General features: G+C 66.2%; 18 protein-coding genes and 1 tRNA gene. 14 read left to right on the plus strand and 5 right to left on the minus strand.

Translation table 11 applies throughout. The features are described 5' to 3' along the window. The first annotated feature begins 142 nt into the window (after positions 1 to 142). Complete coding sequence (locus AC07PZ_RS27240) at positions 143 to 1,414, plus strand: aspartate kinase (RefSeq protein ID WP_495298290.1); 1,272 nt, start codon at positions 143 to 145, stop codon at positions 1,412 to 1,414. Positions 1,415 to 1,440: 26 nt separating this feature from the next. Beyond that, positions 1,441 to 1,533: transfer RNA gene (locus AC07PZ_RS27245), tRNA-Ser, on the plus strand. A gap of 142 nt (positions 1,534 to 1,675) precedes the next feature. Here AC07PZ_RS27245 and AC07PZ_RS27250 read toward each other — a convergent pair. The 3 genes from AC07PZ_RS27250 to AC07PZ_RS27260 form a co-directional block, all read right to left on the minus strand. Then, positions 1,676 to 2,164 carry a hypothetical protein gene (locus AC07PZ_RS27250; RefSeq protein ID WP_495298291.1) on the minus strand — a complete coding sequence of 163 codons (489 nt, stop codon included), beginning with the start codon at positions 2,162 to 2,164 and terminating at the stop codon, positions 1,676 to 1,678. Positions 2,165 to 2,208: 44 nt separating this feature from the next. After that, positions 2,209 to 2,409: a hypothetical protein gene (locus tag AC07PZ_RS27255; protein ID WP_495298292.1), complete on the minus strand. Its 201-nt coding sequence runs from the start codon at positions 2,407 to 2,409 to the stop codon at positions 2,209 to 2,211. A gap of 678 nt (positions 2,410 to 3,087) precedes the next feature. Beyond that, positions 3,088 to 3,462, minus strand: coding sequence for a hypothetical protein (locus AC07PZ_RS27260; protein ID WP_495298293.1), 375 nt, complete (start codon positions 3,460 to 3,462; stop codon positions 3,088 to 3,090). A gap of 640 nt (positions 3,463 to 4,102) precedes the next feature. Here AC07PZ_RS27260 and AC07PZ_RS27265 point away from each other — a divergent pair. Next, positions 4,103 to 4,594: a hypothetical protein gene (locus tag AC07PZ_RS27265; protein WP_495298294.1), complete on the plus strand. Its 492-nt coding sequence runs from the start codon at positions 4,103 to 4,105 to the stop codon at positions 4,592 to 4,594. Here the strand turns inward: AC07PZ_RS27265 and AC07PZ_RS27270 are convergent. Further along, on the minus strand, positions 4,575 to 6,917 hold the full coding sequence (locus AC07PZ_RS27270; protein ID WP_495298295.1) for an ATP-dependent DNA helicase: 2,343 nt from the start codon (positions 6,915 to 6,917) through the stop codon (positions 4,575 to 4,577). The two genes, AC07PZ_RS27265 and AC07PZ_RS27270, sit on opposite strands and share 20 nt — an antisense overlap. Positions 6,918 to 7,112: 195 nt before the next feature. On the opposite strand from AC07PZ_RS27270, the gene AC07PZ_RS27275 reads away from it, so the two are divergent. Next, a complete protein-coding gene (locus AC07PZ_RS27275) occupies positions 7,113 to 7,592 on the plus strand; it encodes an SET domain-containing protein (protein WP_495298296.1) in 480 nt (159 codons plus the stop codon). Positions 7,593 to 7,634: 42 nt separating this feature from the next. Here the strand turns inward: AC07PZ_RS27275 and AC07PZ_RS27280 are convergent, their stop codons facing one another. Next, the gene (locus AC07PZ_RS27280; protein ID WP_495298297.1) at positions 7,635 to 8,552 is read right to left on the minus strand and encodes a LysR family transcriptional regulator; all 918 of its coding nucleotides are present in this window, start codon (positions 8,550 to 8,552) and stop codon (positions 7,635 to 7,637) included. Between the two features lie 173 nt (positions 8,553 to 8,725). Between AC07PZ_RS27280 and AC07PZ_RS27285 the strand changes: the two genes are divergently transcribed. From AC07PZ_RS27285 to AC07PZ_RS27330, 10 genes are all read left to right on the plus strand, one after another. Then, a complete protein-coding gene (locus AC07PZ_RS27285; RefSeq protein ID WP_495298298.1) occupies positions 8,726 to 9,643 on the plus strand; it encodes an alpha/beta hydrolase in 918 nt (305 codons plus the stop codon). A 202-nt stretch (positions 9,644 to 9,845) separates the two neighbouring features. Further along, positions 9,846 to 11,087, plus strand: coding sequence for an efflux RND transporter periplasmic adaptor subunit (locus AC07PZ_RS27290; protein ID WP_495298299.1), 1,242 nt, complete (start codon positions 9,846 to 9,848; stop codon positions 11,085 to 11,087). Positions 11,088 to 11,124: 37 nt separating this feature from the next. Continuing rightward, entirely contained in the window at positions 11,125 to 14,421 is a 3,297-nt protein-coding gene (locus tag AC07PZ_RS27295) for an efflux RND transporter permease subunit (protein ID WP_495298300.1), read from the plus strand. 33 nt (positions 14,422 to 14,454) lie between these two features. Further along, on the plus strand, positions 14,455 to 15,906 hold the full coding sequence (locus AC07PZ_RS27300; protein WP_495298301.1) for an efflux transporter outer membrane subunit: 1,452 nt from the start codon (positions 14,455 to 14,457) through the stop codon (positions 15,904 to 15,906). Positions 15,907 to 16,021: 115 nt separating this feature from the next. Further along, positions 16,022 to 17,530, plus strand: coding sequence for a cobyric acid synthase (locus AC07PZ_RS27305; RefSeq protein ID WP_495298302.1), 1,509 nt, complete (start codon positions 16,022 to 16,024; stop codon positions 17,528 to 17,530). 4 nt (positions 17,531 to 17,534) lie between these two features. After that, on the plus strand, positions 17,535 to 18,575 hold the full coding sequence (cobT, locus tag AC07PZ_RS27310; RefSeq protein WP_495298303.1) for a nicotinate-nucleotide--dimethylbenzimidazole phosphoribosyltransferase: 1,041 nt from the start codon (positions 17,535 to 17,537) through the stop codon (positions 18,573 to 18,575). A gap of 7 nt (positions 18,576 to 18,582) precedes the next feature. Beyond that, positions 18,583 to 19,365, plus strand: coding sequence for an adenosylcobinamide-GDP ribazoletransferase (gene cobS, locus AC07PZ_RS27315; RefSeq protein WP_495298304.1), 783 nt, complete (start codon positions 18,583 to 18,585; stop codon positions 19,363 to 19,365). Next, positions 19,362 to 19,916, plus strand: a complete 555-nt coding sequence (locus AC07PZ_RS27320) for a histidine phosphatase family protein (RefSeq protein WP_495298305.1) — start codon at positions 19,362 to 19,364, stop codon at positions 19,914 to 19,916. Before cobS ends, AC07PZ_RS27320 begins: the two co-directional genes overlap by 4 nt. 157 nt (positions 19,917 to 20,073) lie before the next feature. After that, positions 20,074 to 21,618, plus strand: coding sequence for a Fic family protein (locus AC07PZ_RS27325; protein WP_495298306.1), 1,545 nt, complete (start codon positions 20,074 to 20,076; stop codon positions 21,616 to 21,618). Positions 21,619 to 21,717: 99 nt separating this feature from the next. Continuing rightward, positions 21,718 to 22,113 carry a hypothetical protein gene (locus AC07PZ_RS27330; protein WP_495298307.1) on the plus strand — a complete coding sequence of 132 codons (396 nt, stop codon included), beginning with the start codon at positions 21,718 to 21,720 and terminating at the stop codon, positions 22,111 to 22,113. The last annotated feature ends 75 nt before the right edge of the window (positions 22,114 to 22,188 follow it).

Consider the following 22,188-nt stretch of genomic DNA (forward strand, 5'->3'; position numbering starts at 1 on the left):
CGCTGAAAGCGGTGTCCGATGTTCCGGTATGCCACTCCATGGGTCGACGGCAGGCGGCGAATGCCATGCAGGTTACAGAGCTCAGGCGGTAATCCGGCAATCGCCATGACAAGCCCAAGAATCTTTCTCCTTCACTTCACCCATGGCATTGATCGTTCATAAATACGGCGGCACGTCGATGGGCTCGACCGAGCGCATCAAGAACGTCGCCAAGCGCGTCGCCAAGTGGTCGCGTGCCGGCCACCAGATGGTGGTCGTTCCCAGTGCCATGAGCGGCGAGACGAACCGGCTGCTCGGCTTGGCCAAGGAACTCGCATCCGGCCAGTCGGGCGGCAGCAGTCACGACCGCGAACTCGACATGCTCGCTTCGACCGGCGAGCAAGCCTCGTCGGCGCTGCTGGCGATTGCACTGCAAGCCGAAGGCATTCCTTCGGTGAGCTATGCAGGCTGGCAAGTTTCGGTGCGTACCGACAGCGCCTTCACCAAAGCCCGCATCGAGAGCATCGATGACGCACGCGTGCGCGCCGATCTCGCGGCAGGCAAGGTCGTGGTCATCACGGGCTTCCAGGGCGTGGACGACGCAGGCAACATCACGACGCTGGGCCGTGGCGGAAGCGACACCTCCGCCGTGGCGATTGCCGCTGCCATGAAGGCCAGCGAATGCCTGATCTACACCGACGTGGATGGCGTGTACACGACCGATCCACGTGTCGAGCCCGATGCGCGTCGTCTGGCCACCGTGAGCTTCGAGGAAATGCTCGAGATGGCGAGTCTCGGCTCCAAGGTTCTGCAAATTCGCTCGGTGGAGTTTGCAGGCAAATACAAGGTGCCATTGCGCGTGCTGTCGAGCTTCACGCCCTGGGACATCGACATCAATGAAGAAGCCAAGTCCGGCACGCTGATCACTTTCGAGGAAGACGAAAACATGGAACAAGCCGTCGTATCCGGCATTGCGTTCAACCGCGACGAGGCCAAGATCTCGGTCCTGGGCGTGCCTGACAAGCCAGGCATCGCGTATCACATCCTCGGCGCCATCGCCGATGCGAACATCGAGGTCGATGTGATCATCCAGAACCTGAGCAAGGATGGAAAGACCGACTTCAGCTTCACCGTCAATCGCAACGAGTATGCGAAGGCGATGGACCTGCTCAAGGCGCGCGTGCTGCCGTCGCTCGGCGCTGCCGACATCGTCGGCGATACGAAGATCTGCAAGGTCAGCATCGTCGGTATCGGCATGCGGAGCCATGTGGGTGTGGCGAGCAAGATGTTCCGCGTGCTGAGCGAAGAAGGCATCAACATTCAGATGATTTCCACGAGCGAAATCAAGACCTCTGTCGTGATCGACGAAAAATATATGGAGCTGGCCGTTCGGGCACTGCATAAAGCTTTCGATCTGGATCAAGCCGGCGCCTAAAGCTGGCATAATGCTGACTTCTTTCAGGAACTGTGACCGAGTGGCCGAAGGTGCTCCCCTGCTAAGGGAGTATGGGGTGTAGAGCCTCATCGAGGGTTCGAATCCCTCCGGTTCCGCCAATTAACCCGTTGTTATGCAACGGGTTTTTTGGTTTCTGGGGGGCGCTAAACCTACTGTGGTCCTGTATCGACTCAGGCGGCCCTCGTTTTCTCATCGCCATCGATCTTCTGCGCGGTCTGCTACTGTCGACGATGCGCGGCACTACCGCTCGTCCTGAGGCGGATCTCGCCACCCTTCGTCGGTGTTGGTCGCCATCCGGATGATGAGCCAGCTCACGAGTGCGCCTAGCGCGTACCCAGCCAGCACCTGGAACAAGTCGGCTCGACCCATCTGTCGCTCGATGACGGCGATGATCAGGGCGACCCAATAGCCTGCATACCTCGCCGGCTGACGGTATATGTCGAGCGCATCGGCAACGGCCCAAAGTGCCACCGGCCATATGCCGGCAGCCAGGGTCGTCCGTACATCGACTCGCCCGAAGACAAACGGAGCATTGGAGACGCCGCTGTCGATGTGCGCGTAGGTATAGGCGAGGGTGGCCGCCAGGGCACATCCGCAAACTACATACCAAAGGATGGCTACTTTGGGTCGACGAGATGCCTCGAGGTATGCGGCGACGGCGAGCGCGAGCACCGCCATGGCATGAAGCCCGGTCGCGAGTGCGAAGCGCAGCAGTTCCAGCTTGCTCATGATCGTTCCCTCACGCAGAGACATGCTGCGAGGGCGGCGGATATTCAGCGCTTGCGGCGTGCTCCGAATTTATTTCGGAACGCACGCAGCGCTGAGGCGCCAAAACTCAGCACGGTTATCAGAAGCAGCACCAGGAAAAGCAGACCCAGGAGAAGGGCCAGATCCTGTTCAGTGGGAATGAAATTGAGCAGCACGAATAGCGCGACGAGCGTTGCTCCAAGATACGAATTGATTTTCCAGCTCACACGTTCCCCTTTTTGGTAGCGAACTCCAACTGAACGTCGAGGCGGGCAGACGGTGCACATGTTTGGTGACAATCGCAAGATTTTGTGAAAAATTGCGCACCCGGGTAGGGGATCTGGCTGGAATCGCAGCCGCGGTTTGGCGCCAGGGCCGAACTGTGGCGACTGAAAGGGTTTCAAGAGGCTTGCGGGTCCGCTATGGAGGATGGGCGGAGCCATCGATCAATTCGCCTGTGCCGCACGAGAGCTGGTGAACTGGAGGGTCGAGGCCTCTGGGGGCTGACTGAGCGAGGTGATCAATGTCAGGTAAGGCCCTCTAGCTCACTTGAGACGTGCCGGCTGAAGACAAGGCACCGAGCGGCCGTCAGTTGGCAACGTACAGCAGATGTGGCCGCTTCATATGCAGGCATTTATCCGCAGAATTTCCGGTGGACCTATCGCTGTCGGGCATCACACCTGAGAACAGCTGGATTCAGTCTCGTGCCAAGACCCTGAAGCGTCTGACGGGTTTCCGCCGATGTCGTCATCGCCCTCAACAGGCGCTCAAGACCCCAAGAAAAAAGGCCCGCACGGTGGCGGGCCGAAAGAACCAAAAGCGGTTCTGAGGGGAAGACCACATTCTTGGCTTGGATGTCGGAGATTTTGTGGAGCCCCCAGTACCCGCGACACGTTGCTGCATGCTCAATCCAGCGGGACTTTCAAATGCCGCTTCAGCCCGAAGGCCTGCTCGAGCTTCTGTGCGACCGACTGCATCGCGCCGAAGGCGGAGCTCTGCTTCTGGTGGCTCATTCCCTGGTGGAGGCTGATCCACGTCGTGCTTTCCACAACGTGCTGCAGCACCTCGCGATCGAGGTCGCTGTCGGTCAGGTGCAAAGGGGCGCGGCGGTTCGCTTCCAGGGCGGCCTGCATCTGCCGCACCCGGCCCGTTGCGGCGAACAAAAAGTGCTCCAGGCTGCGTCCGGTTCTCCGGCCCGGCCGCGTTGGCTCCCAGTCGGTCAGGCTGTGCAGCACTGCGGCCCGTTCGGACGGCGTGAGTCGCAATTCAATATCTTTCATGGATCTACCTCGCTGAGGTTGGCCGGCAACGCGCTGACGACGATGAAAGTACGTACCTCTGTGTACGCACTGCGTCGGCTGCTGGATGCGGGCTGGAGGAATTCGCAAACATGCGCCGCTCGAGGGGCCTGGGGAAAAGACGTCAGGCCATCCGATCGGCCTTGGCGCATGACGTGTCAGTAGCGGCTATCGAGCACTCATTTTCGCACTTGGACGGCTGCCAGAAATATTTCAGAAAAGCAACCGGCACTACCCTTTGTTGGTCCTCTTATTGTGCAAATTCACACAGATTGTTGACATCTGTTTCACATCCCTCAAGAATCCGGTTGCAATCTGTCACGAGTTGGCACGGCTCTGGTTTCAGGCGGTAACGCCGAGGCGAGATGGCATCGATGTCGGATAGCGCGGAGCCAGCAGGCTCCCGGGCAATTCCTGCAGCCGCAGGGGACCTGCAGAACAGGCGAATGAAGAGGTGGGAGAAGAGTGAAAGTGATCAGGCCGGTTGCCAGGGCGCATCGAGGATGCGTCCATGTACCGGGGCCGTGAAAGCGGCTTGGCCTGATCGTGGTCAAGCGCTGCGCAGATGACGCGTCGCGCTGTGTGGAGACCGTGCATGCACGCCCATCGGAAGGAAATGAATATGGTCGAAAGAATCAGAGCGGAGATGGCTGCGCTCTTCGACTCACGCGAAAGCAAGGAAGCGTTGGCCGCCAGGCTCTACGCCCAACATGAGAAGGAACGCGACGGTTTTGTCGCAGCGTTCAATGCACGTTCGGAAGCGCTCATCGAGCCTGTATTCAGAGCGTTTCAGAGCACGGTCACGTCCAAGGGGCTGATCTGCTATGTGGATGCGCAGAAGGGCGTGTATGCGCCGACGCGCCGCGTGAGCGCATTCGTCACGTTCGGCATCGGCGAGCGCGCGACGTCCTTGCGTCCCGGAACCGGGGCGCGAGGCAACTATGTGAAGGTTCTCGCGGACACCGCCACGCGCTATGTGGTGGTGACGCACGTGAGGCCGACCGCCCAGCCTCTGGATCTTGAAGCCGACGGTGAATCGGTTGAGCTGTCCAAGGTCGACGAATCGTTCCTGCACCGCCATCTGGCCAAACTGGTCAAGGTCTATTTCGACTGACTGGCATACCGCGCATCGGCTGCATTTCAATCGTCCACCACGCAGGCAGGAGCCGCCGGATGCGCGCCTCCGAAAAGCGCTCATCCATCAGATAGAGGACACCGCAGTCCTGCTCGGTCCGTATGACCCGGCCCGCCGCCTGAACGACCTTTTGAAGGCCCGGATAGAGGTAGGTGTAGGCCCAGCCGTCTCCGAAGTGGGATTCCATGCGCGTGCGCATGACCTCGTTGGCTGCGTTCTGCTGCGGCAGGCCGAGGCTGGCGATGAAGGCGCCGATGAGTCGGCTTCCAGGGAGGTCGATGCCTTCGCCAAAGGCACCCCCGAGGACGGCGAAGCCGATGCCTTGGCCGTCAGGGCGGAAGCGCGCGATGAAATCGTCGCGATCTGCCTCGGGCATGTTGCGCCGCTGGCTCCAGACCGGCACGCCCGGATGGCGCAGGACGAAGGCATCGCGCACGCTCTCCAGGTAATCGAAGCTGCTGAAGAACGCGAGGTAGTTGCCTTGCCGGTCGGCGTACTGGCGCGCGATCAGCGACACCAATTGATCGCGCGTTTTTGCACGGTCGCGGAAACGGGTCGACAGGTCGGTGGCAACGCGCACTGCCAGCTGGCTGCCGTCGAAAGGCGAAGCCACTTGAAGCGTCGCCGTGTCTTCGGGCAGCCCCAGGGTCTGCCGGTAGAAGTCGAAGGGCGCCAGCGTGCCGGAGAAGCATGTCGCTGAGCGGCAGGCGCCAAAACGGCTGGCCAGAAAGGGCGCCGGAATCAGGTTGCGGATCGCCAGATGACGGGTGCCCAGATCGCCGAGCGTGCTCTCGAACACCGAATGCGTGTCGAACGCGTCCGCCAGCCGACCGAAATGGATCGTGTCGAAGAAGAACTGCTGGAGAGCGCCGTGTGCATCCTCGGGCCGCTCCGCGAAGTGATCCGCGATGGCCGACGTCGTGCTCTGCAGCGCCTGCACGAACTCACCGTCGAGCGCGTCGGCTGCCTCGTAGTCCGTCGCCTGGCTGTCCTGGATCGATCGCCAGGCGCGCTCCAGGCGGTTCAGCGCCGACTTCACGGCCGCCGGCGCCACAGGGCGAAGCATGTCCAGCGTCTCGCCGGCCAGTTCGGCCGTGTACATGCCGCGCGCGCGGTCGAGCAGGTTGTGCGCTTCGTCGATCAGCAGCGACACCCGCCATTCCTCCTCCTTCATCATCGCGAAGAGGAAGGCACTGACGTCGAAGTAGTGGTTGTAGTCGCCGACCACCACGTCGCACCAGCGCACCAGTTCCTGCGACAGGAAGTACGGGCAGATGCCGTGCGCCAGCGCGATGCGGCGCAGCGTCGGCCTGTCGAGCCAGGCCGTCGAGACGGCTTCGGAGCGCGCTGCCGCGACGCGGTCGTAGAAGCCGCGCGCAAGCGGACACGCCTCGCCATTGCAGGCGCGCCCGGGGTACTCGCAGACCTTTTCGCGGGCGGTGAGTTCGATCACGCGCAGCGGCTCGCCTTCCGCCGACAGATGGCGCAGCGCTTCGAGCGCCACTGGCCGCCCGGAGGTCTTGGCCGTCAGGAAATAGACCTTGTCGATCTTGTTCAGTGCACGCGCCTTCAGCAAGGGGAAGAGGGTGGCCAGCGTCTTCCCGATGCCGGTCGGCGCCTCGATCAGCAGATGGCGTCCGGCCGCCGCACCGAGGTAGACCGATTGCGCGATATCGCGCTGCCCGGCACGGAATGCCGCATGCGGAAAAGGCAGCGCAGCGAGGCTGGTGCTCAGCGAATCGTGATGCCGTGCCTCCTGCACCGACCAGCTCTCGTAGGCATCGCAGAGCGCCCCGAAATGGGTGCGGAGGGCGTCTGCGTCGCAGCGTTCCTCGAGCACGGTTTCTTCGTCGGTGGCCAGGTCGAGGTAGACCAAGGCCACGTCGATCTGCGCGAGCGACTCGCGCTGGCACAGCAGCCATCCGTAGACCTTGGCCTGCGCCCAGTGGAGCGCGCGATGGTTGTCGCGAATGGCGTCGAAACGTCCGCGGAAGGTCTTGATCTCCTCGACGCGACGGCGTTGCGGGTCGTAGCCGTCGGCACGGCCGCGCACCTGCAGGCCGCCATGCACCGCCTTGAGTGCGATCTCGCTTTCGTATCCCGCACCACGGCGCATCTGCACACGCAGATGGCCCGCGCTGCCTTGCTGCGCGGTCGGTGCGGGGACGAAGCGGAGGTCGATGTCGCCCTTGCGCGCGGTGAAGGCGCAGAGCGTCCGCACCGCGACGCGCCGCAGCGCGACCTCGGCCACCTGCGAAGTCACGCCTTCACCGAAGCCGGCATCGGAATCGTGTGAAGTCATGGCGTCGGTGGGAGCGGTCATGGGCTGGACAAATATACAGGCAGCGACAGGGCCGCTCGGCATGCAATGTGCATGCGTTGGCGGCTGCCTTGCGCCGACGCCCGATGCGCATTGACCGACGCCTGCCACGGTCGCGCGTTAGTCTTCGGGCCTTTTCCTGATTTCCTGATGCGACAGCTCGCGATCGATACCGCCATGACAACAAGCAAGAAAGCCGTCTCTTCCACGCCTGGCATCCGCGTCGGCCCGAGCACCATCCATGGGCTCGGCGCCTTCGCCACCCGCGACATGCCCGCCGGCACCTTTCTCGGCTTCTACGACGGACGGCGCTACAACGCCGAACAGATCGCGGCCAAGACGTGGGATGACCAGCTGACCTATCTGTTCACGCTGTCCGACGGCATGACCATCGACGGCGGCAAGGGCGGCAATGCCACGCGGCATCTGAATCATTGCTGCGATCCGAACTGCGAAGCGGTCGAGGAATACGACGATGCCGGACGGCTGCTGCTGCGGTTCCAGACGCTGGAGGCGGTGGAGGCGGGCGACGAGTTGTTCATCGATTACTCGCTGACCGCGGACGACGGCTCCGCGCCGTCGGACTATCCATGCCACTGCGGATCGCCCAACTGCCGCGGCAGCATGCTGGCGCCGCCCGAGGAGCCGTTGCAGTAGGCGCCGGCGGTGCCCGCATCGCCCGCCTTGGTCGTGCCGAATTCAGCTTCGCTGCTGCAGCAGCGGCTCCTTCGCGAACAGCTCTGCAGCCCAGTCGACGAACGCACGGACCTTCGCGCTCAGGTGGCGGTTCGGCGGGTACACGACGTACACGGGCAGCGCGTCGCGCGTCCAGTCGGGCAGCACCTCCACGAGTTCTCCGCGGTCCAGGTACGGTTGCGCCACGAATCGCGCGACCTGGGAGATGCCGAGCCCGGACAACACCGCATGCGTGTGCGCGTTGTTCTCGTTCACCGCAACGCTGTAGTAGCCATTGACCTCGATGCGCTCGCCCGCCTTGTTGAACTCGTCGGCGAAGAGCCGGCGCGTGCTGCCCGAGAAATACCCTACGACGCGGTGCTTCTTTTCGAGCTCGCTGGGATGCTGCGGTACGCCATAGCGCTTGAGGTAGCCCGGCGAGGCTGCCGTGATGAACGCCAGGTTGCCGATGCGGCGCGCGACGAGCGACTGGTCGGCGATCTCGCCGCCACGGATCACGCAGTCGACGTTGTCGGCGATCAGGTCCACGTTGCGGTCGCTCACGCCGACGTCGAGCTGGATGTCCGGATAGCGCGAGAAGAAATCGTGCAGCGCGGGAATGATGATCAGGTTGGCGGTCGACGACGCCAGGTCGATGCGCAGCCGCCCCTGGGGCGTGGCTTGCGCGTTGACCATGCTCGACTCGAGATCGTCGAGGTCGTTCAGCAGCCGCGATGCGCGTTCGTAGTACGCCGCACCGTCGGGCGTGACCGTCACGCGGCGCGTGGTGCGGTTCAGCAGCTTGACGCGCAAGCGCGCTTCGAGCGCCTGGATCTGCTTGGTGACGGTGCCCTTCGGTATGGCCAGCGAATCGGCCGCGCGCGTGAAGCTGCCGGTCTCCACCACCCGTGCAAACACCCGCATCGACTGGATCTGGTCCATCTGCTCTCCTCACTGTGTTCATGTACAGCGTTGCGCTGCGTGGCGCGAATTCTCACACGCAGCATGCCTCGATTGTTACGTCTCAGGAAACGGTGCAATGGCAAAGCTGCGATTTCATGTGCGCTTGCGCACCTTATATTTCCTACATCCCACACCGACCGCAGGTACACCCCATGTCCAGCATCTTCAGCCCTTCGTCGCCATGCGCTTCCGAGCCTACGGCCGCCGCTGCATTGCGGACGGGCGAGACCGACATCACGATCGAACTGAAGGGCCGTGACCCTGTCGCCGCACGCACCTATGGCGTGCAGGCTCGGCGCTCCGGCGCAGGCGACACGCCGCTGGTGCTGCACTTCCATGGTGGCAACTTCGTCTGCGGCGGACTCGACAACGGCCGCAGCGTGGCCCGCATGCTGGCCGATGCCGGCGCGGTCGTGGTGTCGATGGCCTATCCGCTCGCGCCGCTGCATCCGTTCCCCGATGCGATCGAGGTCGGCTACGAGGCGCTCGAATGGCTCTACAAGCAGCGCACCAAGCTGGCCGGCCGTGGCGCCCGCGTGTTCCTGGCGGGCGAAGAGGCTGGTGGCAACCTGGCTGCAGCGCTGGCATTGATCGCCCGTGACCGTGCGCATCCGCCGCTCGATGGCCAGATCCTGCTGTCGCCGATGCTCGATCCCTGTGCCGGCACGGCGTCGCTGCGCAAGGCGACCGGCGACATGACCGGTTGCAAATACGCGGAAGGCTGGCAGAAGTACCTTCGCTCGCCGCGCGACGCGGAGCATCCGTACGCCGTGCCAGGCGCCGCGCGCCGGCTCGCCGATCTCGCGCCGACGCTGGTGCTGACCGGCCAGGACGACCCGATGCGCGACGAGGCGCTGACCTATGCGCGGCGCCTCGGCGAGGCGGGCATCCCGGTGCGCAGCAGCGTGATCGCCGCCGCGCAGAACTGGCCCGACGCGCTGGCCGACCCCACGGTCGATGGCCGATGTAGCTGTTCCGCCGCGGTGTCCGAGCAGCTCCGAAGCTTCTTTGCAACGTCGAAGGATGCGGTGGACGTGAAGACAGCCGACGCGCCCCAGCCACCGCACTAGCCGCGGGCGGCGCCAGCGGGGCGCCGGCCACTGCAATCCGACGCGGCTCCCGAGCCTGCCGGCAACGGCAGCGCTCCCTTTTCAACTCTGAACCTTTTCCTGGCTACCGGCGATCCCGGCAGCCGGACTTCCTGTCGCCCGGTGCTACCGCTCCGGGCTGGCCTTCTGCATCCGAAATAAGCACTTCCGAGGACGGACCATCATGAACAAGCAACTTGCCACCCAAATTTCCGCCGCCGGCCGGCGCAGCTTCTGGCCTGCCGTGACCGCCTTGACGGCCGTCGCAGCGATCGTCTCGGCCATCTTCGGTACGCAGCTGAGCAACGCCGAAGCCCCGGCACCGGCCGCTGCCCCGCCGGCCACGCCGGTGTCGGTCGCGACGGTCGCCGCGAGCGACATCACCGCCTGGGACGAGTTCTCGGGCCGGCTCGAAGCCGTCGAGCGGGTCGACGTGCGCTCCCGCGTGGCCGGCGCCGTGCAGGCGGTGCATTTCAAGGAAGGCTCGCTGGTGAAGAAGGGCGACCTGCTGATCACCATCGACCCGGCACCGTATGCCGCCGAGGTCGAGCGCGCCGAGGCGCAGGTCGCATCGGCCCAGGCCCGCACCGCGTTCAGCCGCAGCGAACAGGAGCGCGCCCGTCGCCTGTGGGACGAGCAGGCGATCGCCCAGCGCGAATTCGACGAGCGCACCAATGCCGGCCGCGAGGCCGAAGCCAACCTGCGCGCCGCCCAGGCCGCGCTGCAGACCGCACGCCTGAGCCTCGGCTACACGCAGGTGCGTGCACCCGTCGCGGGCCGCATCGGCCGGCTCGAGGTGACGGTGGGCAACCTGGTGGCCGCCGGCCCCGGCGCACCGGTACTGACGACACTGGTGTCGGTCAGCCCGATCTACGCGAGCTTCGACGCGGACGAGCAGATCGTCGGCAAGGCGCTCAAGGACCTGTCGGGCACCAGCGGCGCGCGCGGCGCGATCGATCGCATTCCGGTCCAGATGGGCACGGCCGCCGTCGACGGCACGCCGTTCGAAGGCCGGCTGCAGCTGATCGACAACCAGGTCGATGCCCGCAGCGGCACGGTGCGTGTGCGCGCCGCATTCGACAACCAGGACGGCTCGCTGATCCCCGGCCAGTTCGCCCGCATCCGCATGGGCCAGGCGCACACGAGCAAGGTCGTGCTGGTGAGCGAACGTGCGGTCGGCACCGACCAGAGCAAGAAGTTCGTCTTCGTCGTCAACGCCGACAACAAGGCCGAGTACCGCGAGGTCGCGCTCGGTGCGCCGGCCAACGGACTGCGCGTGGTCGCCAGCGGGCTCAAGCCCGGCGAACGCGTGATCGTCAATGGCCTGCAGCACGTGCGCCCCGGCGCACTGGTGGCACCGCAGGTCGTGCCGATGGACGCCGCATTGGCCAAGGCGCAGGCCGCTACCAAGGTCGCACTGAAATAAGCGGCGCGCCCCGCGCTGCCGCTCGCGAAAGCACATCATGAATCTATCCAAGTTCTTCATCGACCGACCGATCTTTGCCGGCGTGCTGTCGGTGCTGATGGTCGTCGCCGGGCTGATCGCCCTGCGCGGCCTGCCGATCTCCGAATACCCGGAGGTCTCGCCGCCATCCGTCGTCGTTCGCGCCCAGTACCCGGGCGCCAATCCGAAGGTCATTGCCGAGACCGTCGCCACGCCGCTGGAAGAGCAGATCAACGGCGTCGAGGGCATGCTCTACATGGGCAGCCAGGCGACCACCGACGGCGTAATGACGCTGACCGTCACCTTCAAGCTGGGCACCGACCCGGACAAGGCGCAGCAGCTGGTGCAGAACCGCGTCGCGCAGGCCGAGCCGCGGCTGCCCGAAGAGGTGCGGCGCCTGGGCATCACGACCATCAAGAGTGCACCCGATCTGACGATGGTCGTGCACATGGTGTCGCCCAACAACCGCTACGACATCAACTACCTGCGCAACTACGCGGTGCTGAACGTCAAGGACCGGCTCGCGCGCATCCAGGGCGTGGGCCAGGTGCAGATCTTCGGCGGCGGTGAGTATTCGATGCGCGTCTGGCTTGACCCGCAGAAGGTTGCGCAGCGCGGCCTGTCGGCCAGCGACGTGGTGGCGGCCATCCGCGGCCAGAACATCCAGGCCGCGGCCGGCGTGGTCGGTGCATCGCCAGGCCTGTCGGGCGTCGACATGCAGTTGTCGATCAACGCGCAGGGCCGCCTGCAGAGCGAAGAGGAATTCGGCGACATCATCGTGAAGAGCGGCACCGACGGTGCCGTCACCCGGCTGCGCGACATCGGCCGGCTCGAACTCGGCGCGGCCGACTATTCGCTGCGCTCGCTGCTCAACAACGACGCCGCCGTCGGCATGGGCGTGTTCCAGTCGCCCGGCTCGAACGCACTCGACATCTCGCGCGACGTGCGCCAGACCATGGACGATCTGGCGAAGTCCATGCCGGAAGGCGTGGAGTACCGCATCGCCTACGACCCGACGCAGTTCGTGCGCGCTTCGATCGAATCGGTCATCCACACGCTGCTCGAAGCCATCGCGCTGGTGGTGCTGGTCGTGATCCTGTTCCTGCAGACCTGGCGCGCATCGATCATCCCGCTGCTGGCCGTGCCGGTGTCGGTGGTCGGTACCTTCGCGGTGCTCCACGTGCTGGGCTTCTCGATCAACGCACTGAGCCTGTTCGGCCTGGTGCTGGCGATCGGTATCGTGGTCGACGATGCGATCGTGGTGGTCGAGAACGTCGAGCGCAACATCGAGGCCGGCCTGACGCCGCGCGAAGCCACCTACAAGGCGATGCGCGAGGTGTCGGGCCCGATCATCGCGATCGCGCTGGTGCTGGTGGCCGTGTTCGTGCCGCTGGCCTTCATCAGCGGCCTGACCGGGCAGTTCTACCGTCAGTTCGCGGTGACCATCGCGATCTCGACCGTGATCTCGGCGATCAACTCGCTCACGCTGTCGCCCGCGCTGGCTGCCTTGCTGCTGCGCGGCCACGACCAGCCGAAGGACGCGTTGACGCGCGGCATGGACAAGACGCTCGGCTGGCTGTTCCGCGGCTTCAACAAGCTGTTCCATCGCGGCTCCGAGGCCTACAGCGGCGGCGTGAAGGGCGTGATCTCGCGCAAGACGCTGATGCTCGTCATCTACCTGGCGCTGATCGGCGTGACCTTCGGCCTGTTCAAGGCGGTGCCGAGCGGCTTCGTGCCGGCGCAGGACAAGCAGTACCTGATCGGCTTCGCGCAGTTGCCCGACGGCGCCACGCTCGACCGCACGGAAGACGTGATCCACCGCATGGGCGAGATCGTGAAGAAGAACCCGAACGTCGAGGACGCCATCGCCTTCCCGGGCCTGTCGATCAACGGCTTCACCAACAGCTCGAACTCGGGCGTGGTGTTCGTCACGCTCAAGCCATTCGACCAGCGCAAGCGCAAGGACCAGAGCGGCGGCGCCGTCGCAGGCCAGCTCAACCAGCAGTTCGGCGGCATCCAGGACGCCTTCATCGTGATGTTCCCGCCGCCGCCGGTGGCCGGGCTCGGCACCACGGGCGGCTTCAAGATGCAGATCGAGGACCGCGCATCGCTCGGCTACGACCAGATGGACGCGGCGGTCAAGGCCTTCATGGCCAAGGCCTACCAGACGCCCGAGTTGGCCGGCATGTTCACGAGCTGGCAGGTCAACGTGCCGCAGCTCTATGCCGACATCGACCGCACCAAGGCGCGCCAGCTCGGCGTGCCGGTGACGGACATCTTCGACACCATGCAGATCTACCTCGGCAGCCTGTACGCGAACGACTTCAACAAGTTCGGCCGCACGTACTCGGTGCGGGTCCAGGCCGATGCACCGTATCGTGCCCGTGCCGAAGACGTCGGCCTGCTGAAGGTGCGCTCGACCTCGGGCGAAATGGTGCCGCTGTCGGCGCTGATGAAGGTCAATTCGAGCTTCGGCCCGGAACGCGCCATGCGCTACAACGGCTACCTCGCGGCCGACATCAACGGCGGCCCCGCACCGGGCTTCTCGTCGGGCCAGGCGCAGGACGCGGTCGCACGCATCGCCGCCGAGACGCTGCCCAAGGGCATCAGCTTCGAGTGGACCGAGCTGACGTACCAGGAGATCCTGGCCGGCAACTCCGCCTTCCTGGTGTTCCCGCTGGCGATCCTGCTGGTGTTCCTGGTGCTGGCCGCGCAATACGAAAGCCTGACGCTGCCGATCGCGATCATCCTGATCGTGCCGATGGGCCTGCTCGCGGCCATGACCGGCGTCTGGATCTCGGGCGGCGACAACAACGTGTTCACGCAGATCGGGCTGATCGTGCTGGTCGGGCTGAGTGCGAAGAACGCGATCCTGATCGTCGAGTTCGCCCGGGAGCTCGAGTTCGCGGGGCGCTCGCCGGTGCAGGCTGCCATCGAGGCCAGCCGGCTGCGTCTGCGGCCGATCCTGATGACCTCGCTGGCCTTCGTGATGGGCGTGCTGCCGCTCGTGCTCTCGACCGGTGCCGGCGCTGAAATGCGCAGCGCCATGGGCGTGGCGGTGTTCGCCGGCATGCTCGGCGTGACGGCCTTCGGCCTGTTCCTCACGCCGGTGTTCTACGTGCTGATGCGCCGACTGGCGGGCAACCGGCCGTTGAAGCTGCACGGCGGCGTGCCGCACGACGTCGAGGACTTCGCGCCGGCCGGCGACCTGTCGGTGAGCCATGCCGGTCATGGCAACCACGGTGCGGGTACTTCATCCGGTGGCGGCGGCGGGCTGCGTCCGCAGCCTGCGGCACCGCGCCACCCCGACGCCTGAGCGCGTCGCGAATCAAGTTTCAAGGAGTCTCACATGACCCGACTTTCATCCTCCCCGGCGCGCCGGCCGCTGCGTGCGACCTGGCTGCCGTTGATCGCAGCATTGGTGCTGGCCGGCTGCGCGTCGACCGCGGTGGTGCCGCCAATGACCGGCGCACCCACGCAATTCAAGGAAGCCGCCGCCGCCAAGGCCAGCGCCGTGCAGGCGCCTGTGCAGCCGGCCGGCGACTGGTGGCGCGCCTTCAACGATCCGGTGCTCGACGGCCTGGTCGAACGCGCTGCCGCGCAGAACACCAGCATCCAGCAGGCCGCCGCGCGGCTGGCCGAAGCCCGGGCGTTGGCCCGCACGGTCGACGCCGATCGCTCGGTGCAGGTCGGCCTGGGTGCCGGTGCGAATCGCGCCGCGGGCATCGACCGCACCACGACCGGCCAGGCCGGCACCTTGTTGACGGCCGGTGCCAGCGTGTCCTACGAGCTTGACCTGTTCGGCCGGCTCTCCGGTGCCAGCCAGGCCGCGGCGCTCGACGCGCAATCGCGCGAAGCCTTGCTGCAGAGCGCGAAGCTGCTGGTACAGGCCGAAGTCGCGCAGGGCTACCTGCAACTGCGCGCCACCGACGCCGAACGCGTGCTGATGCGCGAGACCGTGGCCGCCTACCGCGACACGCTCACGCTCACCGAACGTCGCCAGCGTGCCGGCGACCTGGCCGAGCTCGACGTCGCACGCGTGCAGACCGAGCTGGCGTCCACCGAATCCGACGCGCTCGCGCTCGATCGGCAGCGCGCGCTGCTCGAACACGCGCTGGCCGTGCTGACCGGCGATGCCGCATCGAGCTTCAGTCTGGATGCGGGCGAATGGACGACGGCGTTGCCGACCATTCCGGCCGGACTGCCATCGACCGTGCTCGAACGCCGGCCCGACGTGGCCGCGGCGCAGCGCACCGTGATGGCCGCACAGGCGCGGGTCGGCGTTGCGCAGACGGCCTGGTTCCCGACGATCTCGCTGACGGGCGCAGGCGGCTACGGGTCGCCGGACCTGGGCGACCTGTTCAAGTGGTCGGCCCGCTCGTGGGGCATCGGCGCGCTGCTGTCGCTGCCGCTGCTCGACGGCGGCCGGCGCGAGGCGGGCGTGCAGAGCGCATCGGCCCAACTCGACGGCGCGCTCGCCAGCTACCGCAGCGACGTGCTGACGGCCTTCCGCGAAGTCGAGGACCAGCTGTCCTCGCTGCGCCTGCTCGACGAGCAGGCAACCGTGCAGGCGAGGGCGGTGGCCTCGGCCCGCCGTGCCACATCACTGTCGGATTCGCGCTACCGCAACGGCATGGTCAGCCAGCTCGACCTGCTCGATGCGCGCCGCAGCGAACTGCGCAACCGTCGGCAGGCGCTGCAGGTGAAGTCGGCGCAGTACCAGGCGACGGTGGGGCTGATCCGTGCGCTGGGTGGTGGATGGGACGTGCCGGGGGCGACGAAGGTTTCGCGTCTCGACTGATCGACGGACCATCGGCTGGCCAGAGAAGAAGAGCGGCACTGCGGCTCTTCGTCGCGTCCTCGGGGACAATGCGGCGATGAGTCAAAAGGTGGACAGCGCCGGAGCCCGCTGCATCATGGTCCTCGGCACCACCAGCGGTGCCGGCAAGAGCTGGGTCACGACCGCGCTGTGCCGCTGGTATGCGCGGCAGGGTTTCAAGGTCGCGCCGTTCAAGGCGCAGAACATGAGCAACAACGCGCGGGTCGTTGGCCCCGCGCCGGTCGCTTCGTGTGCTGCGCCGTCCCCCGTGGACGCCGATTTTCCCGGGGACCGCCCGACTGAAAATCACGGCGGCGAGATCGGCAGCGCGCAGTACTTCCAGGCGCTCGCGGCGCGGGCCGTGCCGGAGGTGCGGATGAATCCGCTGCTGCTCAAGCCCGAGCGCGACACGCACAGCCAGGTCGTTCTGCTCGGCCAGGTGAATGCCGAACTCACCGGCCTGCCATGGCGTGGCCGCAGCGAGCGCGTGTGGCCGTACATCGCCGCATCGCTCGATGCGCTGCGCGCCGAAAACGACATCGTGGTGATCGAGGGCGCGGGTTCGCCGGCCGAGATCAACCTGATGGCCAGCGACATCGTGAACCTGCGCGTGGCCCGCCATGCGAACGCGCGTTGCCTGCTGGTGACCGACATCGACCGCGGCGGTGCCTTCGCCCATCTCTACGGCACCTGGGCGCTGATGCCCGAGGCCGACCGCGCATTGCTGCACGGCTTCGTGCTGAACCGCTTCCGCGGCGACGCGTCGCTGCTGGCGCCGGCGCCGCAGCAGCTCGAAGCCCTGACCGGCGTGCCGACCGTGGCGACCCTGCCGATGTGGTGGCAGCACGGCCTGCCGGAAGAAGACGGCGTCTTCGATGACCGCAGCACCGCGCGCGGCGACGTGACGACCACCGTCGCCGTGGTGGCCTATCCGCGCATCAGCAATCTCGACGAATTCCAGCCCCTGAAGAACGTGCCCGGCGTGCGCCTGCGCTGGGCGCGCAGCCCGGCGGACGTGTCCGATGCCGACTGGATCGTGCTGCCCGGCTCCAAGCACACCAGCGGCGACCTGGCCTGGCTGCGCTCACAAGGCCTCGACCGCGCGATCGCCGCGCACGCGGCGCGCGGCGGCAGCGTGCTCGGCATCTGCGGCGGGCTCCAGATGCTGGGCGAGGCGCTGATCGATCCGCACGGCATCGACGGCAACGCGCCGGGGCTCGGCCTGCTGCCACTGGTCACCGTGTTCGCGCCCGACAAGACGGTGCGCCAGCGCGAGGTCCGCTTCGCTGCGTTGCGCGGGCCGTGGGCCGCCTTGTCCGGCGTCGCGGTCGGCGGCTACGAGATCCACCACGGCCAGACCGCGCCGCATGCCGCCATGGCCGCGGCAGGCGATGTCGCGCAGGCCGTGATGCCCGACGGCCTGGCCTGGCAGAACGCTGCCGGCAACGTGCTCGGGCTCTACCTGCACGGCCTGTTCGAAGACCCGGCGGCGTTGCGGGCCCTGTTCGGCGCCACCGCGCCCACGCTGGACGCCGTCTTCGACGGCCTGGCCGACTTCATCGACACCCATTTCGCACCCGGCGTACTCAACGCCCTCATCGACTGACGCCATGACCACCACTTCCCTGATTCCCACGATCGACGACCTGAACGACGCAGCGCTCGCTCAGCGGCTGCAACACGCGATCGACAACAAGACCAAGCCCGTCGGCGCGCTCGGCCGGCTCGAAGCGCTCGCGCTGCGGATCGGCAGCATCCTTGGCAGCGACCTGCCGGCGCTGCTGCAGCCGCAGATGCTGGTCTGCGCCGCCGACCACGGCCTGGCGGCGCGCGGCGTCTCGGCCTATCCGAGCGACGTGACCTGGCAGATGGTCGAGAACTTTCTCGCGGGCGGCGCAGCGGTGAGCGTGCTCGCGCGCCAGCACGGGCTGGCGCTCACGGTGGTCGATTGCGGTGTGCGCCACGACTTCGCGCCGCGCGACGGCCTGGTGGTACGCAAGATCGCGCCCGGCACCGCCGATGCGTCGGCCGGCCCGGCGATGACGCCCGCCCAGTGCGAGGAAGCGATCAACAACGGCAGGGCGCTGGTGCGCGAAATGCCGGGCAACGCGCTGCTGCTGGGCGAAATGGGCATCGGCAATTCGTCGGCCGCGTCCATGCTGCTCGCACGGCTGGCCGGCCAGGACATCGACGCCGTCACCGGCACCGGCACGGGGCTCGACGCGGCCGGCCGCGCGCGCAAGCGCCAGATCCTCGGCGAGGTGCTCGCGCTGCACGCCACGGCGACGTCGCCATTGGCGGCACTGGCCGCGTTCGGCGGCTTCGAGATCGCCACGCTGGTCGGCGCCGTGCTGCAGGCAGCGCAGGAGCGGCGCGTGATCGTGCTCGACGGTTTCATCGCGAGCTCCGCCGTGCTGGTCGCGAACGCGCTGCAACCGAAGGTGGTGCAGCGCTGCGTCGCAGCCCATCGGTCGGCCGAACCGGGCCATGCGCTGCTGCTGAAGTACCTGGGACTCGAGCCGCTGCTGCAACTCGACCTGCGGCTCGGCGAAGGTTCCGGCGCCGCATTGGCCTGGCCGCTGCTCGAGTCGGCCTGCCGCATCCTGCGCGACATGGCGAGCTTCGAATCCGCGGGCGTCTCGCGCGCCTGAGGCAGCGATGCGCCGCGGCCTGCGCCACTTCCTGCTCGCGCTGCAGTTCTTCACGCGCATCCCGGTCACCGGGCGGCTGGCTGCGTGGGTCGGCTACAGCCCCGCGATGCTGCGGGCGAGCGCGGCGCATTTCCCGGCGGTCGGCTGGTTGGTCGGGGCGATCGGCGCGGCTGCGTTCTGCGCTGCGTTGTCGCTGTGGTCGGGCATGGTTGCCGCGGTGCTGTGCGTGATCGTCACCGTGCTGTTGACGGGCGCGTTCCACGAGGACGGCCTCGCCGACGTGGCCGATGGCCTCGGCGGTTCGCAGCGGCGCGAGCGGGCGCTGGAGATCATGAAGGACTCGCGCATCGGTGCCTTCGGCGCGATCGCGCTGGTGCTGGCACTGGGCTTGAAGGTTGCGCTGTTGACCACGCTGGCCGGGCAGGGCGTTGCACTGGCCTGCGGCGCGGTGCTGGGCGCGCATGTGCTGTCGCGCTTTGCACCGCTGCTGCTGATGCGCACGCTGCCCTACGTCGGCGGCGATGGCGGCAAGGCCAAGCCGCTGGCCGATGCGGTCAGCGGGTCGGCGCTGGCGGTCGCACTGCTGTGGTCGCTGCCGGCCGCGGCATTGCTGCTGCATCAGCACGGCGCGCTGCGTGGCGCGTCGGCGCTGCTGGCGATGGCTGTCGTCACGGTGCTGCTGGGCTGGCAGTTCCGGCGCCGGCTGGCCGGCTTCACGGGCGACTGCCTGGGCGCGACGCAACAGGTGGCCGAACTCGCGATCTACCTCGCGCTGGCGGCACGCGCATGAGGCTCTGGCTGATCCGCCATGCGCCGGTGGACGCCGCGCCGGGGCTTTGCTATGGCGCGAGCGATCTGCCCGCGCAAGCGGCGGAGACGCAGCGTGCCGCCATCGCCATGGCGCCCCAATTGCCGCAAGGCATCGTGCTGCACAGCTCGCCGCTTCGGCGCTGTACGGCACTGGCGCAGGGCATCGGCGCGTTGCGGCCCGACCTCGACAGCCCGGTGCTCGACCCGCGTCTGGCCGAGATGGATTTCGGCGCATGGGAGATGCAGCCCTGGAAGCAGATCGCACGTGCCGACATCGACGCCTGGACCGCCGACTTCGCCGACACGCGGGCTGGTGTCGGCGGCGAAAGCACACGCGGCTTCATGCAGCGCGTGGGCCTGGCCTGGGATGCATGGCATGCCACGGGCCGCGATGCCGCCTGGGTCACGCATGCCGGCGTGATCCGCGCCGTGTGGCTGCTGCAGCGCGGCGTGCGCTGCCCGCGAGACGCCACCGAGTGGCCGGTGCAACCGATTGCCCATGGGGAATGGTTGACGGTCGAGGTGGATTGAACAGCTTCTGTGGTTTATTATCGTTTTCGCGAAAAATCATATTCCTGGTATCAATTTTGATTTGAACGGACAGTTTTCGCTGGGATGAAGATATCGTTTTCGATAAAAAAACCAAGATTTTTATCAAAATAGCGACTTTGAAAAGGATTCCGTTGCCATGCAGGTCGGCTTCAAGGCTTTGGAGGCGCACTACGGTGTGGTGGTGGCTCAGCCGTTGCGAGTCGAATCCCGTATTGGTACTGCTCGTGTCCGCCGGGAAGATGACGGGCATGTGCAGAACCAGTATCCGGCCAGCTATCGCCCCGAGGACGAGTTTGCCGGTCACTTCGCATTCGGCCTCAAGTACGAGGAAATCCATCTCGAATTCCTTGCGCGCCTTTTTTTGGTCACGGGGCCCGAACCGGTGGAGGCATGGTGCCGACGCGAGCCTTTCGGTCAGTACGCCCGCCGGGCAGGTTTCCTCTACGAATGGTTGACCGGAGCGCAACTGGATGTGCCGAACCTGAACAACGGCGCCTATGTCGACCTTCTGTCCCGCGAGGCGTATCTGACCCGGACCGAACCGCAGCGGGAGCGTCGGTGGCGGATCAACAACAACCTGCCGGGGACACGAACCTTCTGTCCGCTGGTACGCAGAACCGAGGCGCTTCGAGAGGCTCTGCGGTTCGACGCGGCGGCGGGCCTGGCCGAACTGGACAAGTCCTTCGGTGCAGATGTGCTCATGCGTACGGCCAGCTGGTTGACCTTCAAGGAGTCCAGGGCCAGTTTCCTGATCGAGAAGGAGGCAGACCAGGCAGACAGGATCCAGCGTTTTGCCCATGTCATCGCCCAGTACTGCGGCCGAATCCCGGCGCCATTGAGCAACGCCAGCCTGCATGCCTTGCAGGCTGGAATCCTGGGCCATGACGCACTGGGCCTGGGGCTGAGGCGTTCACCGGTCTTCGTCGGTCAGGCCAGCCTCCGTGACGACATCGTTCACTACATTGCGCCGCACTTCGACGATGTGCAGCAGTTGCTGGACGGGCTCGCGGCGTTCGAAGAAGCGACCCGCGGTGCCGAACCCGTGGCACGTGCGGCGGCATTGGCATTCGCCTTCGTCTATATCCATCCGATGCGCGATGGAAACGGACGTATCCATCGCTTCCTGATCAACGACACATTGCAGCGTGACAAGGCCATCCCGGACGGTGTGGTTCTGCCGGTGTCGGCCACCATCATCAGTTCCATCGCGTTCAGGGCTGGTTATGACCGGTCGCTCGAGGTGTTCTCGCGTCCTTTCATGCGCAGATATGCCACGGCCTACCGCTTCGGCGAGACGATCACCTGCGACGATGGAACGCGCACCAATTTCCACTTCGATGCCTATGGCGATGCACTCTTCGTGTGGCGTTACCCGGACCTGACCGAGCAGGTGCTCTATACGGCCCAGGTGATTGCGCACACCATCCGCACGGAGATGGCCGACGAGGCCAGGGTGTTGCAGAGATTCCAGCGTGCTCAGGAGCGCCTGAAAGAGGTGCTGGAGATGCCGAATCAGGACGCCAACCGGCTGATCCGCTCGGTCAAGGAAAACGGTTGGCAAGTGTCTGCAAAGCTCAAGAAAGAGTATCCGCGCCTGGAGGACGAGCGGACCGCCTTGCGTGTGCTGGAAGCCGTGCAGTCGGCGTTCGAGGATCGCGAGTCGGTGCCCATCGTGCGTTGATCGAGGCCGGCAAATGCGCGACTGCCGAACCAGGTTCCGCGTCCCGTATTCACCTTGACCCAGTGTGCTCTTGGACACTGCAGCTAGACTCGCCGCGCCATGCGCCGTCTCCTGCTCGTACTGATGATGCTGATCGTCTCGCTCCAGTCCACCTGGGCGGCGGTGGGCGAGTTGTGCGCGCATGAAAGCGGCAGCGGCGCGCGGCATCTGGGCCACCACGAACATCGTCACGACGCGAAGGCGATGCGCATTGCCGACAACGCCGATGCACCCGCTGCGTTCAGCGACGACGTGAACGATGTCGAAAGGGCGCAGGCCGCCTATCACGCCGACTGCGCCACCTGCCATGGACACGGAACGCCGGCCACCATGGCCTTCGCGGGCCTGTCGTCGCCCGTGCTGGACGCCGCCCCGGGCCGCAGCCTCTACCGTCGGCAACTGACGGACCGCGCGCTCGACAACCCCTTGCGACCGCCGTCGCCACACCTCGCCTGAGTCTCCGGCGGGGTCGTCCTTTCCTTTCCCCGGTGCGCCGCCCTGGCGCGCCTTGCCTCGCCGGTTGGTTTTGAT

This window comes from Variovorax sp. GW821-FHT10B04 (assembly GCF_059415645.1).

Coding starts and splice junctions, on each gene's coding strand:
- AC07PZ_RS27325 (WP_495298306.1), top strand. CDS start 20,074: ATGCAGGTCGGCTTCAAGGCTTTGGAGGCGCACTACGGTGTGGTGGTG.
- AC07PZ_RS27295 (WP_495298300.1), top strand. CDS start 11,125: ATGAATCTATCCAAGTTCTTCATCGACCGACCGATCTTTGCCGGCGTG.
- AC07PZ_RS27305 (WP_495298302.1), top strand. CDS start 16,022: ATGGTCCTCGGCACCACCAGCGGTGCCGGCAAGAGCTGGGTCACGACC.
- AC07PZ_RS27285 (WP_495298298.1), top strand. CDS start 8,726: ATGTCCAGCATCTTCAGCCCTTCGTCGCCATGCGCTTCCGAGCCTACG.
- AC07PZ_RS27250 (WP_495298291.1), bottom strand. CDS start 2,164: ATGAGCAAGCTGGAACTGCTGCGCTTCGCACTCGCGACCGGGCTTCAT.
- AC07PZ_RS27330 (WP_495298307.1), top strand. CDS start 21,718: ATGCGCCGTCTCCTGCTCGTACTGATGATGCTGATCGTCTCGCTCCAG.
- AC07PZ_RS27290 (WP_495298299.1), top strand. CDS start 9,846: ATGAACAAGCAACTTGCCACCCAAATTTCCGCCGCCGGCCGGCGCAGC.
- AC07PZ_RS27240 (WP_495298290.1), top strand. CDS start 143: ATGGCATTGATCGTTCATAAATACGGCGGCACGTCGATGGGCTCGACC.
- AC07PZ_RS27270 (WP_495298295.1), bottom strand. CDS start 6,917: ATGACTTCACACGATTCCGATGCCGGCTTCGGTGAAGGCGTGACTTCG.
- AC07PZ_RS27260 (WP_495298293.1), bottom strand. CDS start 3,462: ATGAAAGATATTGAATTGCGACTCACGCCGTCCGAACGGGCCGCAGTG.
- AC07PZ_RS27275 (WP_495298296.1), top strand. CDS start 7,113: ATGACAACAAGCAAGAAAGCCGTCTCTTCCACGCCTGGCATCCGCGTC.
- AC07PZ_RS27265 (WP_495298294.1), top strand. CDS start 4,103: ATGGTCGAAAGAATCAGAGCGGAGATGGCTGCGCTCTTCGACTCACGC.
- cobS (WP_495298304.1), top strand. CDS start 18,583: ATGCGCCGCGGCCTGCGCCACTTCCTGCTCGCGCTGCAGTTCTTCACG.
- cobT (WP_495298303.1), top strand. CDS start 17,535: ATGACCACCACTTCCCTGATTCCCACGATCGACGACCTGAACGACGCA.
- AC07PZ_RS27320 (WP_495298305.1), top strand. CDS start 19,362: ATGAGGCTCTGGCTGATCCGCCATGCGCCGGTGGACGCCGCGCCGGGG.
- AC07PZ_RS27300 (WP_495298301.1), top strand. CDS start 14,455: ATGACCCGACTTTCATCCTCCCCGGCGCGCCGGCCGCTGCGTGCGACC.
- AC07PZ_RS27280 (WP_495298297.1), bottom strand. CDS start 8,552: ATGGACCAGATCCAGTCGATGCGGGTGTTTGCACGGGTGGTGGAGACC.